12 protein-coding genes are annotated in these 15,635 nt (G+C 42.6%); 7 read left to right on the top strand and 5 right to left on the bottom strand.

What is annotated here, in order from left to right; genetic code table 11:
* The first annotated feature begins 3 nt into the window (after positions 1-3).
* Positions 4-2,568 (top strand): quorum-sensing autoinducer 2 sensor kinase/phosphatase LuxQ, encoded by a 2,565-nt coding sequence (gene luxQ / locus OCU30_RS15695; protein WP_077315022.1) that lies wholly within the window; start codon positions 4-6, stop codon positions 2,566-2,568.
* Between the two features lie 19 nt (positions 2,569-2,587).
* Here the strand turns inward: luxQ and OCU30_RS15690 are convergent, their stop codons facing one another.
* On the bottom strand, positions 2,588-3,109 hold the full coding sequence (locus OCU30_RS15690; protein ID WP_077315119.1) for a hypothetical protein: 522 nt from the start codon (positions 3,107-3,109) through the stop codon (positions 2,588-2,590).
* Between the two features lie 412 nt (positions 3,110-3,521).
* On the opposite strand from OCU30_RS15690, the gene modA reads away from it, so the two are divergent.
* Genes modA through modC form a run of 3 tightly spaced genes read left to right on the top strand, consistent with a single transcriptional unit; the run spans position 3,522 to position 6,127 of the window.
* Positions 3,522-4,301 carry a molybdate ABC transporter substrate-binding protein gene (gene modA, locus OCU30_RS15685; protein ID WP_077315023.1) on the top strand — a complete coding sequence of 260 codons (780 nt, stop codon included), beginning with the start codon at positions 3,522-3,524 and terminating at the stop codon, positions 4,299-4,301.
* A 6-nt stretch (positions 4,302-4,307) separates the two neighbouring features.
* Complete coding sequence (modB, locus tag OCU30_RS15680; RefSeq protein ID WP_077315024.1) at positions 4,308-5,000, top strand: molybdate ABC transporter permease subunit; 693 nt, start codon at positions 4,308-4,310, stop codon at positions 4,998-5,000.
* Between the two features lie 8 nt (positions 5,001-5,008).
* Positions 5,009-6,127, top strand: a complete 1,119-nt coding sequence (gene modC / locus OCU30_RS15675; protein WP_077315120.1) for a molybdenum ABC transporter ATP-binding protein ModC — start codon at positions 5,009-5,011, stop codon at positions 6,125-6,127.
* Here the strand turns inward: modC and OCU30_RS15670 are convergent.
* The 4 genes from OCU30_RS15670 to yccS form a co-directional block, all read right to left on the bottom strand.
* Positions 6,124-7,344: a hydroxymethylglutaryl-CoA reductase gene (locus tag OCU30_RS15670; RefSeq protein WP_077315121.1), complete on the bottom strand. Its 1,221-nt coding sequence runs from the start codon at positions 7,342-7,344 to the stop codon at positions 6,124-6,126. The two genes, modC and OCU30_RS15670, sit on opposite strands and share 4 nt — an antisense overlap.
* 141 nt (positions 7,345-7,485) lie before the next feature.
* Positions 7,486-7,800, bottom strand: coding sequence for a hypothetical protein (locus tag OCU30_RS15665; RefSeq protein ID WP_077315025.1), 315 nt, complete (start codon positions 7,798-7,800; stop codon positions 7,486-7,488).
* A gap of 56 nt (positions 7,801-7,856) precedes the next feature.
* Entirely contained in the window at positions 7,857-8,018 is a 162-nt protein-coding gene (locus tag OCU30_RS15660; RefSeq protein WP_162841033.1) for a hypothetical protein, read from the bottom strand.
* Positions 8,019-8,220: 202 nt separating this feature from the next.
* Positions 8,221-10,398, bottom strand: coding sequence for a YccS family putative transporter (gene yccS / locus OCU30_RS15655; protein ID WP_077315026.1), 2,178 nt, complete (start codon positions 10,396-10,398; stop codon positions 8,221-8,223).
* 241 nt (positions 10,399-10,639) lie between these two features.
* Between yccS and helD the strand changes: the two genes are divergently transcribed.
* From helD to OCU30_RS15640, 3 genes are all read left to right on the top strand, one after another.
* Entirely contained in the window at positions 10,640-12,703 is a 2,064-nt protein-coding gene (helD, locus tag OCU30_RS15650; protein WP_077315027.1) for a DNA helicase IV, read from the top strand.
* Between the two features lie 9 nt (positions 12,704-12,712).
* Positions 12,713-13,330, top strand: coding sequence for a bifunctional nicotinamidase/pyrazinamidase (gene pncA / locus OCU30_RS15645; RefSeq protein WP_077315028.1), 618 nt, complete (start codon positions 12,713-12,715; stop codon positions 13,328-13,330).
* Positions 13,331-13,705: 375 nt separating this feature from the next.
* Complete coding sequence (locus OCU30_RS15640) at positions 13,706-15,298, top strand: RICIN domain-containing protein (protein WP_077315029.1); 1,593 nt, start codon at positions 13,706-13,708, stop codon at positions 15,296-15,298.
* Positions 15,299-15,635 lie beyond the last annotated feature (337 nt).

Raw genomic sequence — 15,635 nt, 5'->3', positions numbered from 1 at the left:
CATATGAAGCCTCAAAATATGATCATTAAGCCCAAAAAACATATCGCGAATTTTGTCAGTTATGCGATTGTGATGGTACTCGGCGTGTTGATTGTTACCGTGTTATTCCAGAGTTATCAAATCAGTAGTCGTTTGATGTCGCAAGAAGTAAAAAGGACAAGCCGGCAGACGAGTAATTTAGTGCAAAGTCTATTTGATTATCGTTTGTCTACCGTGCAAATCCACCAAGATAGTAGTGCGCAAAGCCAAAGCTTGGTGAAGATGATAGAGCATCAGAACCTTAGACCGATAGATCAATATTTTAATCGAGTTGACCAAAGGGAAATTACCAATACCCCTGATATTCGTTTTATTACCACGACGAAAGGGCAATTCTGGGATGACGGTAATGCGCAATTTTATGGCATTGCTGAGCACAGCCTGCACAACATCATTAGTCGCGTCGCTTTCAATAGCAATTGGCATCTTATTGCCACGCCTTCGCAATTAAACACCATGTATCTTTTAATTCGGCGTTCACCAATGGTGGATCAAAAAACGGGAGAAGTCAGTGGTTACCTCTACGTGGGTATCGTTCTAAATAATAACTATGCCTTGTTAGAAACGATGCGTGATGGCAGTAACTCAGAGAGTCTGATTCTAACGGTGGGTTCTCACGTGTTAGCAACAACATTAAGTGGTAGTGAAGCCTACTCAGCGGCGGATATTGTCCAGTCAAAACAAGATAAAGGCATATACAACGAGTACATGGTGAGCCGTGCGACGCTAATGGTTGAAGGTGTATCAACTTATTTGAAAGTGTACTCTGTGCAAAATAATCATAATGCTTTATCACTCAGGAATAATTACTATTTTTGGATGGCATTCGCGCTTGTCGCAATGGTGATTGTGGCTTTTTTAACACGTTGGTGGCTTCAACGCCGTATCGAAAGTGAGATTAGTAGCTTGATGTCTTATACGCACCAAGTGGCGAAGAAAGGCGACAATAAATCCTTCCCTGGTTCCTTGATTTATGAATTTGATCATTTTGGACGGACCTTAGAAAACACCTTCTCGCGGTTAGCCGAACAAGAAAAACAGTTCGAAGATCTGTTTAATTACACAACGTCACCGATGCTGTTGTGGGGCGCTGATGGGTCATTAATAAAAATGAATCCTTCGGCGAAAGAAGAGTTTTTAAATCAATATGAAAATGGAGAGTCATTATTCACCATGCTTGCTGAGCAGTTACAAGGACTGATTCAAGATACCACTAGAGGCCATTTGACCTCATCGGTCTTGACGGAGCTGGGCAGCAAAATGTTTCGCTGGAATTTATCACCGATTACAGTGAATAATGAAATACAATCTGTGATTGCTCAAGGGCATGATATCACTACTATCATTGAAGCTGAAAAGCAAAGCCGTATTGCGCGTAAAGAAGCAGAAGAATCGGCGAAATTACGTGCAGACTTCTTAGCACAAATGAGCCATGAGTTACGTACCCCACTCAATGGCATTCTGGGTGTTTCTCAGTTACTGCAACGCACGGTCGAGACGAAAGAACAAATTGAGCAAGTGAAAGTGTTGTGCAGTAGTGGCGAGCATTTACTTGCGGTATTGAGTGATATTTTAGACTTTTCTCGGATTGAACAAGGTAAATTTACTCTTAAGCCGACCGAGTTCCGGTTAGCTGATTTAGCCATGACTATCCAGCAAATTTATTATCCGTTATGTCGTGATGAGCAGTTAACATTAGAAGTGAATACCGATATACCGCACACTATGTACGTGCGCAATGATCAAGTGCGTATTAATCAGATTTTGTTTAACCTGCTAAATAATGCGACTAAGTTTACACATGAAGGCGGTATTACCGTCGATATGCATATCAATGATAGCACTTCTCCATTGAGTTTAGACATTAAGGTCAGCGATACCGGTATCGGGATCAGTGAAGAAGACTTACGAGTGGTATTTGAACCATTCATGCAAGCGGGTACGCCGCATGTCCGTGAATATGGCGGTAGTGGTCTTGGACTGGCGATTGTGAAAAACTTACTGACTATGCTTGAGGGTCATATAAGTGTTACCTCGAGAGTGAATCAAGGCACGCAATTTACCTTATCGATCCCATTGGATGTGGTTGTTCCCTCTAAGTCACTTCCGACACCGGATTCGGATGTCATTGACTTTACGTTATTTAATCGTCAATTATCTGTTTTGTTAGTAGAAGACAATCATACTAATGCGTTTATTGCGAAGGCATTTTGTGAAAAATACAATATTAAAACCGATTGGGTGACGGATGGATACAAAGCGATTGAGAAACTACAAACCCAACATTTCGATTTAGTGCTTATGGATAACCAGTTGCCACAGTTAGGTGGTGTGGAAGCCACTGCCCGTATTAAACAAGAATTACAGCTGCCAGTGGTGGTTTACGCATGTACGGCTGATGGTATGGACGCAACGCGTGATGCTTTTTTTGCTGCTGGAGCAGACTATGTTTTGGTCAAACCAATTAAAGAAATCAGCCTGTATCGAGCGCTCCAATACTTTAAAAATCAGCATTTAGAATCGACTTAATTGCTAGCACACTGAGTGCTTAATACACAAAGCGTACACTTAATCCAAGCTGTGGGCCCCAAATACCGGCATTGCGACTTTCGATGCCAACAGAAAGTTGGTCGGTTGAATGAAAACGAAGGCCAGCAATAAAGATTGAATGTTCGGCTAATTTGCCTAAACGCAAAGAACCTTCCACCTGAGGGGCTAACCACGCCCTGGCCCCTAAACTAATTTCTATATCTGTGGAATCTTTGCTGTCACTAAATCCATTTTCGCGAATTTGATGAATCAAGGCTTGACCATAAATATCGACAAAATTGCCAAATGGCCCATTAAATCCGACACCGGCGGCAAGATCCCAATCACTACTAAACCGCGAGTCTCCACGTAGGATAAAATGCGAGTTTTCGGTGAAATAACTGCTTAATTCTACGCCAGAAGATTGCGGGCTAACGGTAGTGCGGACTTCAAAGTAGTTATAATTAAAGTTATTCGCGAGCGCTGTAGTGGGTAAGCAAAGGGCTAGGGTAGTGGCTACAATAAACGTCGATTTTTGCATCATGAGTAATGAATATCCTGAATGTACATAATACTAAAGATAATACATAACTAAGTAATTGATAGTATTTTAAGTATTATCTTCATCGTCTTATGATTTATTTATAGATTCAATAATAAGCTGCTTTGTCATAGTTTTTAAAGATGTAATGGACTGATTGGTTTCTTTTTATTGTTACAAGCGGTGACATCTATGGAGTCCATAAAATTTAGCGCAGCATATCAATATGCGTAGATATATACATATCTATTATAAGACATTCTATCTATTGTGGTTTTTACTTGAAACTTTATTGATACATGATGTAATGATGTCAGTCACGTTTACGAACTTTTGCCACGAGTAAAAGGTCGCGTATCAGTCATGTTACGATCTTTGCGTGAAAATTTTCCTATTGAAGTGAGATATTTAAATGAAAACAATTCTCGTCCTGTTTCTTTCCATTGTTTTGAGCCATTCGGTTTGGGCTCAATCTGTTATTCATTTGTATGCGGCTTCTTCCATGACGAATGCAGTGAATGAATTAGTGTCGGATTACCACCAGCAACATCCTAATATTCGAGTGGTTCCCGTCTTCGGGTCATCATCATCATTGGCTCGTCAAATAGAGCATGGCGCACCCGCTGATGTGTATCTGTCTGCCAACGAAAAATGGGTTCACTATTTAGTCAATCAAGGCACAGTATCTGCTGCTAATGTTCGTTTATTAGTTGGGAATGATTTGGTCTTAATTCAGCCCAGTGATTTACCTGCTGCTCATTTTGATGTGGGGGAGTCGTCGGCATGGCAAGCAAAGCTCGATGATTCTCGTTTGGCGGTTGGTAATACGCAAGCGGTACCAGCAGGTATCTATGCTCGTGAAACGTTACAAAGTCTAGGAGTATGGCAAGCGGTTCAACCGCGCCTCGCGCAAACTAATAATGTCCGTTTAGCTTTAGCTTTGGTCGAACGAGGCGAGGCACCGTTGGGGATAGTCTACAAAACAGATGCGTTACAATCCGATCTTGTCAGTATTGTGCATACGTTCGCAGAGTCACATCATGATCCTATCCACTATCCCTTAGTGACACTGAGTCAAACGCCTCAGGTGGATGATTTTGTCGCCTATATGCATTCGACTGATGCCCAGAAGACTTTAAAAAAATATGGGTTTAATACGCATTTAGGTCAAGCAACCTTTAAGGAGCACTAGATCGCTATGTGGCTTGCGGATGGTGAAATCACTGCGTTGATTTTGAGCGTGAAAGTGGCGAGTATGACGGTGATATGGCTACTGCCTATTGGCCTTTTTTTAGGCTTTATTTTGGCTCGTACCCAGTTTCCTGGTAAAGGTATTCTCGATAGTATTATCCACTTGCCACTAGTATTGCCACCCGTTGCGATCGGCTATTTATTATTGATAACCATGGGTAAGCAAGGGGTTATTGGTCAATGGTTAAGTACGTTTGGTGTCTCGTTTAGTTTTAGCTGGCGTGGTGCGGTACTGGCGTGCTCGGTAGTGGCGTTACCTCTCATGGTGCGTTCAATTCGTTTAAGTATTGAGAACGTTGATATAAAGTTAGAGCAAGCTGCACGTACGCTGGGTGCTTCACCATTGAAAGCCTTTGTTACCATAACGTTACCGTTGACCATACCAGGTCTTATCACGGGAGTTATGTTGTCGTTTGCACGCAGTTTAGGTGAGTTTGGCGCCACAATTAGTTTTGTGTCCAATATTCCCGGTGAAACGCAGACTATTCCACTCGCTATGTATAATTTTATGGAAACACCTGGAGCTGAAATGAGTGCAGCGCGCTTGTGTATTGTGTCGGTTGTGATTGCACTTTTGTCTTTATTTGCATCTGAATGGTGCAGTCGAATCATGACATCTCGGCTTGGGAGCAAACGATGAATATGGCGATGAACCAAGGGCTCAAGGTTGAATTTCAACAGCAGTTAGGAGACACATGTTTAGCGATTGATGTTGAAATACCAGCTAGCGGTATTACGGTATTGTTTGGACGCTCCGGAGCCGGAAAAACGTCGGTAATTAATGCCGTCAGCGGTCTTTCGTCGCCAGACTCAGGTATTGTATGCCTGAATGGACGTATGTTGCTCAATACACAGGCAGGTATAAATGTTCCGATTGAACAACGTAAGGTTGGTTATGTATTTCAAGAAGCTCGATTATTCCCTCATTATACAGTACGCGGTAATCTACGTTATGGCATGAAATCGCATCACGATAATAGCAGCATGTGGCATGATGTCATTGATCTGCTGGCACTGGAGCCGTTATTAGCGCGTTATCCCAACGCTTTGTCTGGTGGTGAAAAACAGCGTGTCGCTATCGCTCGCGCTTTATTGTCTAATCCTGAGATACTACTAATGGACGAACCTTTGGCGTCTTTGGATTTACCAAGAAAGCGTGAGGTGATGCCGTTTCTAGAGCACTTGGCTCAGCGTATTAATATACCCATTGTTTATGTCACGCATAGCATAGATGAGCTATTACGCTTAGCCCATTACTTGGTGTTAATGGAACAAGGGCGTGTCATTGAGTCAGGTTTGGTGGAAGAGGTCTGGCGTTCGCAAGCCATGCATCCGTGGTTAGGCGTCAACGAGCGTAGCTCTCTATTTAGTGCATCGATTCATCATCAATGGGAAGAATATGGACTGACAGAAGTACTTTTGAATCAGCAAGTTCCAGTATGGGTTCAACATTGCAAAGGAGTGCAAGGAGACGCGCTGCGTGTACAAATACGCGCGACCGATGTGTCCATCGCATTAGATAAACCGACTAATACTTCAATTCGTAATGTGTTGGCTGTGTATGTGGCCGAGATCCGTCATTTACATAATGATAATGCGGCGCGTTATGTTGAAATTCGATTAAATTTGGCCCCAGATTGTGAATTATGGGCGACGATTAGCGAGTGGGCGTTGCACGAATTAAATCTTGAGGTCGGCCAACGCCTCTATGCACAAATTAAAGGCGTGAGCATTTCGCAGCGTGATGTGATCCCTTTTACGTCTTAACGCGCAAGTTTATGATGCGCGCGGGTGAAGTGACCTGCGCAGAATGCGCCCACAATGGATAACTCTCCGGCTAAACAGGTCGCTGCTAATACTTCCGCTAATGCCTTGGCATGTCCAGGACCATGTAAACCTAAAAGATCTAAACATGCTTTTTGTGAGGGCAGTTGCGTACCGCCACCGACTGTGCCGACCATAATATTGGGTAATGTTACGCTGGCACACAGGCCACCATGGACTGAACGTTCAAAGCGTGTCATACCGATGGCCGACTCGGCTACACAAGCGGCATCTTGGCCACAAGCAATGTAAAATGCAGCCAATGCATTAGCATAGTGAGCATTTGTGCCAATAGTGCCGTTCAATTGTCCGCCGTTGTTGGCCATTAAACCAAACTCGATCATCGCATCGCTACTGGTATGTAAGTAGCGCTCAATTAAACGCTCAGGTATATGAATTTCTGCGGTGACTTTTTTACCTCTGACATGGCGTAGAGCATGGCTATTAGCCTTTTTATCTCCCGATAAATTCGCATCTAAGAAAGCATGGCGAGGAGTGACGGGGCTATTGTTCATGACATAGTCAAAAGCGGCTTGGGTCGCAATGGTCACCATATTTTGCCCACTGGCATCTTCGGTAAAAAACTCAAAGATAAGATAAACATGATTACCTTCCATCTCAACTTGGATATTTTGTAATTTACCATGATGGGTTGTGCGCTCTGCTAGTGAGGTTAACCAATGGAATTGTTGTGAAACCCAAGTGATAAATTGTGCCGCATCGGCTAGGCAGTCAAAAGCAAACCCAGGCGTGCGTGTAACGCCTTCGCGTAGAACCATAACATCGGCGCCACCTGCTGCGGTAATTAAACGACTGCCACGATGGTAAGATGAAACCAGTGCCGCTTCTGTTGTAGCAAGTGGAATAATAAATTCTCCCTGCGCATACTGACCACGTACCATGATTGGTCCAGCAATACCCACGGGAAGCTTTACAGTACCAATAAAGTGCTCAATATTCTTTTGATAAGTCATCATGGTTTGCTCGGTCTGATGATCGAGTAAGGCCGCTTGCGCTTCTGGTTGTGTTATTTGTTGCCAACGCTTATTGACGAGATGAGGGGTTAAACGTCCACTGGCAGGTAAGTCGAGTGGGCGAGCGTCATCAGTATTGACTGAGTCAATCTGGCAAGGTTGAAAGCGTGAAGAATTATCAATCATGAAATAGTTAGGTCGGTCATCATCGAGGCATTGTACTAATGCAGCCAATAAACACAATATATAATCATGTCTAAAACGTTTGATCGAATAAGCAATAAAAAAGGCATCCAGAGGATGCCTTTTAAGTCGTTATTCTTATGGTTAGACGCGTAAGTCTAACATACTGCCAAGCATTTCGCGTTCTTTTTGAACCACAGAGACACCCGCGCGGTTGTAATGCTGAGCTTGGTTCAAGTCGATAAGAGCGTCCGTTTGAGAAGGGGTCGGTTCTTCTCTCATGGTTCTCATTGCTTGAGCTTTGCCTTGTTCAGACAAATCAACCTTATTAAATTCCATTGGATCTTGACGTTGATCCCGTACTTGAGCTTGCTGAATGTCTTGAGCGGCATTGTCGGCCATCTGTTGTGAACGCTGGATGATGCCGTAGCCATTCGAACCGATACCTGAAATTGACATATTAACCACCTTAGTTGCACAAAGTTTAAACAGTTATTCGTGTTTTTACAAGTCAATTACGCAAAGAGGCTGGTGATAAGGTGTCGCTCTTCATCGGTTAATAAGTCTTGTTGTCTATCATCCAATCTATAATTTATCATGCCCTGTAAGGCTTTCAGCTGTTGAGGTGTTAGCTGTTCAACCTGATCTTTGATTTGTTCGAACTGGTTACTGGACATAGTACTCTCCGCCCTAACTCATACTTTGACGTTATTTTAGAAGGCACGTCAGTCAATAATGAACGTCTACTTCTTTCAACGTAATTATTAAGTGCTGTATGACCCTCATACTTTATGGGTACATAGTACGATTTTGCTAAATAGCAATGTCCGATATGTGTTAAAAATAGGCTAATTCACCGTTAAGTGAATTAGCTCAGTTTTAGTGTGCCTGCTCAGTATTTTCTGGATGTTGCACGCGTACGGCAAGTTTATCGGCGAGGGAATGAAGCTCTGGTAACATACGATATACCAGGTGCAGTTGTTGTAATACCATCCGAGCACTATCATCGTCTTCGTCGCGCCAAGTCGATAATTTTTTCTCTAAACCAAGATCGTTAATCAGTAATACGTCGCTTTGCTCACAATGATTAAATAGTTGCTGATGAAGCACATCAAGGTGCTGATGAATCAACGAATGGGATTCTAAAATCAACGTATGAACATGGTCACTTATGCGAGTGCGGTGTGCTCCAAGAGCGGAAATATAACTTAATAGTGCATGGTTTAGCGTAAGAAAACGGAAGCTTTCTTCGGTTGTGGTACGAAAACGTCCCGGCTCTGCGAGCATATTATTGACGGCCGCGGACAACGCTGCATCTTGGTTATGTGCATTACGGCGGGCAATGCGATAACTCAGCGTATCTTTTTTACCAATACGATATTGACCAATAATTTGATCCAAATAGTGTTTGTTACTAGCAATGGCATCTGCCATCACCTTATGTAGGCGTCTAGAGTGCCAATCTGGCAATATATAGGCCACAGCACCGACGGCGAGCACACATCCGATGAGCGTGTCGGCTAAGCGTGGTAAAATCACGGCAAATCCTTGGCCTAACTGACTAAAACAGAACAAAACCAATAAGGTGATAAAGCCAGTCGCATACCCATAGTTATTGAGGCGAAACGCAAAAAACATCACCCCCGCAATAACGATAAACGCCAACTGGCTTTCCTGAGAGGGGAATAATGTTAATAATAAGGTCCCGACAACAAGGCCAGCCACTGTACCAATTATCCGTGATACGATTTTTTGACGTGTGGCAACATAGTTAGGTTGACACACAAATAGTGTCGTTAAGAGAATCCAATAACCTAGGTTTAAATCGAGGCTTTGCTGGATAACGTATCCTAGAGTGAGCGCCGTAGACATTCTTACCGCATGACGAAATAACATAGAATCTGGGGTCATGTTGGCTTTTAGATTGCCCCACATGTTTTTCCAAGTCCGTGGCTCCGTATCTTGCAATTCTTCCTCATCCAGAACGTTGTTAAAGGGAGAACCAATGTTGTGCAGAAGTTTCTCCACTGTCATAAGGTTGGTAAAAAGGTAGCCAAGCTGTGCTAATAATGAACGTTGTTCATCCTTATGTTGCTCTTTGAGATAGTTTAATGAAAATTGCAATTCATCTAATGCCGAGAGTGATTCGCCATTGTGTTCGTAGTCTTGCCCTAAACGAATACACTGTGCCACTTTGCGGCATGCAGCGGCTTGGCTATCGAGTAAGTAACGAAAACGAAACAGAATATCGCTACGCGAGAAATGGTCAGCCAGTTCTTGATAGCGATAGTGAGTGGAACTTGCTCGTTCATGAATATCTTGCGCTAAAAAGTAAATGCGTAAGAAACGATCACTGGCACTGTCTACGTGTCCGCGTTGAGCGCGAGTTAGCAACAAAGCTTTACATTGATTTAACGAAGCGACAGTCGCGGCATTTAACTGTGCTTCATTAATACGGTGAGGTTGGGGAGTATAGCCGGTGACGGGATGAAACATAGCGGCTTTGGAATCAAGATAAGTGGCAAGCTGGTTAAAAACACTTGCAAGGTTATGTTGAATGACCTGCATTGGCCAAAATATATACCAGATGATCGATATTAAAAAATACCAAGCCGCTCCGGTTAATAATAATACGGGTTGAAACCAAATACTGTGAGGCTGTGCACCGCCAATCATGGTATAGACCGCAAGCAACAGGGACGCAAACGCGATGCTAGCGTAGCGAGAACCAAAGGAGCCCAACATAGTAAAGCTAAATGTGGATAGACACAGTCCAATACCAAACCATAACGGATGGTTAAAGAGTAGCTCTATAGAGAAAGCGGCAATCGCAAAGCATAGGAGTGTGAGCAACATTGCTGTCAATCGCCCGGTAAAATTGTCATCACGCTCGGACAAAGCGGCGGCTATAACGCCTAAAATCAGAGGCGTAACATAGGTATTCAATTGATAATACCAGCAAGGGATCACAACCCCGAGGAGGGTGACTAAAATCAAGGCAGAATAATTAAGTGTTTTGTTGGCCCAATATAAACGAAGGCGGTTGGTATTTAGCACTGTATCTCTATTATATTTATCGTAGTTAATAACCGCATAGTGTATCAGAACTCATATAATTACGAGGTATCTAGGTCAAAGAAATCTTCCTTTTTGTTTCAGATATAGCGTAATGAAACGAGTAACCCGTTACTGGCTTTTTACTTCTCGGGATAGATGATGGAAAATATTAACAGTAAGTTTTCAAACCTTATGGTGAGTACGTTATGATGACGACGAATTTAATCAACGAGTTGACACCATGCAGCTGAGCGCATCCAAGACTGCCCAATTTTTAATAACGAATGAATATTATGAAGTTGTGTTAGATAAAGCACACATCGTTTTATCCTCGATTAAAGAGGAAGAGCATATCCCTTTTCAGATCTGGAATGGCTGTGTCAAAGTCCATCATGGCTTGTTCTGGGGATCGTTACAATTTTATGCGCATGAAGTGAACGGAGAGCAACGCTCTTGGCTAGTTCAAGGCTTACCTTGGCCACAATGTCGCCAATGGGCAGAGCATGCTGTAGCCGTTTATCAAGCATGGCACCAAGAGCAGTGTCAGCAGCTAAGTCATTATTTACCTCAGTGGCAACAGGATTTAGCCAAAATCCTAGCCATTCCATCATTTTTACCCCATTCCTTAATTGAGCAATGGGTCAAGCGGGTAAATCAAGATATGACCGCTATGGGGATCTCATTAGCAGAAATAGCGCAGCGAGTTCCGCATGCAATGGAGACAATGACCCCTTGGATTGCTGAGCCATCGATGCAACTTGAATTACGTAATGATCAGTGGGTTGAGCAAGAAAAACCACAGTGGCAGACCCTATTTCAAGAGATAGAGTCATCACCGCTTAATGATTCACAGCAAAAAGCTGTATTGCTTAATGATGACCATAATTTAGTATTGGCAGGCGCAGGGTCAGGGAAAACGAGTGTATTGATCGCCCGTATTGCCTACTTACTCAAGAGTGGTTTAGCCAATCCTGAAGATATTCTTTTGGTTGCCTTTGGTAAAGAAGCCGCGGCAGAAATGCAAGAACGCATCAAGCAACGGCTGGGCGATACCGCCGATGGCGTGCAAGTCAATACCTTCCATCAGCTTGGTCTCACTATTCTTAAGCATGTCGATGGGCAGGATGTGACCTTGTCACCAGTTGCCGCAGATAACAAATTAAAACAAGCATGGTGTATCGATTGGCTAAAACGCCATTGGATGACACCGACCAATTTTAAGCGTTGGCAAAAACACCTTTCTAAATGGCCGATTGCGTATTTAACTGGTGACGATGAGCTCGGTAGCCAAGTAGAAAATCCGAAATTGATTGCTTGGTTAGAGTCTCAGCTTGATAATTTATGTCAGCTAGACATGAAGAAAAAAGCGATACAAGAGCATTTGATCGATCATCCTGACTACACACGACTAAACAGTGAACTGAATCTATGTTGGCCGTGTTATCAAGAGTGGCAGCAAATGCTTAAAGATGCTGGGCAGGTGGATTTTAATCTTATGATCACGCGTGCGAAACAGTATGTGGCGCAGTCTAAATATACATCATCATGGCAATTTATTATGGTGGATGAATATCAAGACATTTCTCCTACTCGTTTAGAACTATTACAAGCACTATGTGAACAACGCCCGCAAGCCTGTAATTTGTTCGCCGTTGGTGATGATTGGCAAGCTATTTATCAGTTTACTGGCTCTAATGTGAATCTGACGACTGATTTTCAAAAGCATTTTCCGCACTCAACGGTGCATTATTTGGATACGACATACCGGTTTAATGAGCAGATTGGGGCTGTGGCAAATACGTTTATTCAAAAAAACCCGAACCAGATACAAAAACCGCTCATTAGTTACAAAGCACAAAAACAAAAAGCGGTGTATGTGGCGCCGACGAGTCAAGTTGAGAAAATACTCGCACAACTGAACCGTAAGGCCGATGGACTCAAAACGGTGTTATTGTTGGGGCGTAATCATTATCATCAACCTGAATTGTTGCCTGATTGGCAGAACCAATATTTATCATTGAAACTGACCTTTATGACGTGTCATGCCAGTAAGGGTAAAGAAGCAGATTATGTCATCATAGTCGGGGCCGACGAAACTCAGTTTCCAATGAAAATGAAGAATGCGCATTTAGATAGTGCAATGAATCAAAACGGTGATGACTACCCGTATGCGGAAGAACGCCGCTTATTTTATGTCGCAATGACCCGAGCCAAAGAAAAGGTATGGATTACTCACAATGGGAAAGGCTCAAGTTTTGTACAAGAGCTGATTGATGGCGATTACCCCGTTGTGAAGAAAAAATAAGGAAATACTATGAAAAGTGCATTGATATTAGTCGATATACAAAATGATTTTTCACCGGATGGTGCGTTACCTGTCGAGCAAGCGTTCGACATTATCCCGGTGGTCAATAAGTTAATGGGTCAGTTTGATCATGTCGTTGCGACCCAAGATTGGCATCCAGAGGGGCATGGCAGCTTTGCTTCTACCCATAATAAGGAGGTCGGTAGTTTTATCGATCTTGCCGGCGTTGCACAAATCATGTGGCCGGATCATTGTGTTCAAGGTAGTGCTGGCAGTGATTTTATCGATGGGCTCAATATTGAGGCCATCGAACATGTGATTTATAAAGGCACCCAGCAGAATATAGACAGCTACAGTGGTTTTTTTGATAATCAGCGATTAGGTAAGACTGGCCTTGCAGATTATTTACATAATCTTGGGGTGACGGATGTTTATATTACCGGGCTTGCGACGGACTATTGTGTGAAGTTTACTGCTTTAGATGCTGTTGAACTCGGATTTAACACTTGGGTAGTGACAGATGCGTGCCGCGGAGTCAATATGCAGCCGCAAGATTGCGAGCAAGCGTTATTGGCCATGCAAAGCGCAGGTTGTCGCTTAATCGTATCAGATGCTCTACCTGCCTAATATTAGGGATTTATTGTTGAATAGATAGTCAGTCAATCAATGAACAAGCGCCCATCATAGTTAACACTATGATGGGCGTTTTTTATTATGTCTGACCATGATGTTGCACATACAACCATCATGTTGCAGATACAACTATCACTTAATTATCTCATTTACTGTGATTCATGTAATACTTTTAGGCCGATAGAGGCATGACCTATTTTTTGTTGGGATCAATGCAACAGATTTCCTATTGTGTCAGCAAATTGTCAGATAAATTCTTTACACTAATTTACGGATGCAATGCATTTTTTCTAAAAGTATCCGTCGCTCATTATTGGCAAGGTGGAATCGTAATGAGTAATTTATGGACAAAACTCGTAGGAATTAACTATGTTATCAATCAACAAATCTATGGTGGTCAAACATAGCGTGGCGTTAGCGTTGGCGCTGTCCAGTGCGTCTGCTTTAGCAGCGAATTGTACACAAATGCCTAGCTCTGGTAATACGTATTACGTGATCAATAAAGGCTCGAATAAAGCCCTTGATGTGAATACGAATGATAGCGGTGCCACAGCCAATGTGATTACGTATGACAATTGGAAACCCAATAATCAGAAGTTTGTATTAAATAAACAGTCGGATGGATATTGGGAAATGAAATCGGTTTATAACAATAAACTGGTGGAAGTGTATAACAATTCAACCTCTAATGGTGCGAATGTTGATACCTATGAAGACTGGGATGGTGATACGCAGCGCTGGGAATTAAAACGTCAAAGTGATGGATCATTTAAAATCGTCAACAAACTTTCGTCTAAATCGTTAACGGTAGCAGGCGGAGAAGATGGCGCGAATGTATATCAAAATGATGATGCCAATTCGAGCTCACAACGCTGGTACTTAAATCCAGTAAATGGACAATGTGGTACGAGTGGTGGTGGCAATGCACCTACCGACTTGATTGGTTTTGCCGCTCAACCTGGCAATGATGGCTTATCGACAACCACTGGTGGACAAGGTGGCCCACAGGTAACAGTACGGACCTGTGATGCGTTAGTGCGTGAATTACGTACTGACGGACGTCGTGTCATTAATATCCCTGCCAACACGACGATTGACTGTCGGACTGCACCACGTCCGGTTCAAGCATGTCGCTTAGACTGTGCTATGTGGAACGATCCAGGCAAACTTTGGTATCGTATCCCAGTTGGTAATACATCATGTAAGTCACTAGATAGTGATACCAACCAAACCTTTACTGTTAATCGTAATGAAACGAGATTGTTGGTTACTTCTAACAAATCTATCATCGGTGGCAATAAAAACTCTAGCCTACGAGGCGGAACGCTGGTGGTCTATGATGCGAAAAACGTCATTATCAAAAACCTGAAAATTTATGATGTGAACCCAGCATTGGTTGAAGCGAGTAGTGGTATTGAAGTTGATAATAGTACTCACGTTTGGATTGACCATGTTGCGTTTCAAAAAATCAGCGATGGTTATATTGACTTCGGTAACAGTAAAAATGTGACCGTTAGTTGGAACCGTTTCTTCGGTAATAATAATCAAGTTTGTGCTAATCACCACTGGTACACCAACCTAGTTAAAAATACTGAAGTCACTTTCCACCATAACTTCTGGGATAATGCGGCTGGTCGCAATCCTAAGTTATATGGCGCGAATACTCGAGCTCATATCTTTAATAACTACTATAAAAATATTACTTATTTCTCAGTGAGTGCCTCACATGGAGCCCAAGGACTCGTTGAAAATAACTATTTTGAGAATGCGCTACGTCCGCACTGGCGTGATGGTGACGGATACTTAAGTGCTAGTGGTAATAAATATGTCGGAAGTTCGGCAACCGATGCTTATCGCGATTCTGGTGATGCGGTGCTACAGGATGTTAATATGTACCCATATTCACTGCAAGATCCGAGCAGCTTAGGTAGTATTATTGATCAAGGTACTGGTCCACAATAATAGTTGATGGTTACTCTATATTAATCAAAGCCCTTCTCATGAAGGGCTTTTTTGTGGTCAATAAGCTAACGATGATGCCATTACAAGCGCGAGGGTCGATTTACCGAGCAACGTATTTATTGTGTCCATTATCTAATTTTCTTACTTATACCGATATAGGGGGACAGATAATGTCCCTATTACTTTGATTTAGGGGTCATAAAGTTTATGTTCAAATTTTTGTTGGGATCAATGCAGCAAAAAATGGCTAATGTCAGAAAAATGTAAAGCAAATTCTTTACAATAACCTACTGATATATTTAGTTATAGAACGATATATCATTAACTCATAACCTCC

Origin of the sequence: Vibrio palustris, assembly GCF_024346995.1 — a bacterium.
GTDB lineage: Bacteria > Pseudomonadota > Gammaproteobacteria > Enterobacterales > Vibrionaceae > Vibrio > Vibrio palustris.
Note: the sequence above shows the minus strand (reverse complement) of the source record. Positions and strands in the feature narration are given on the sequence as shown.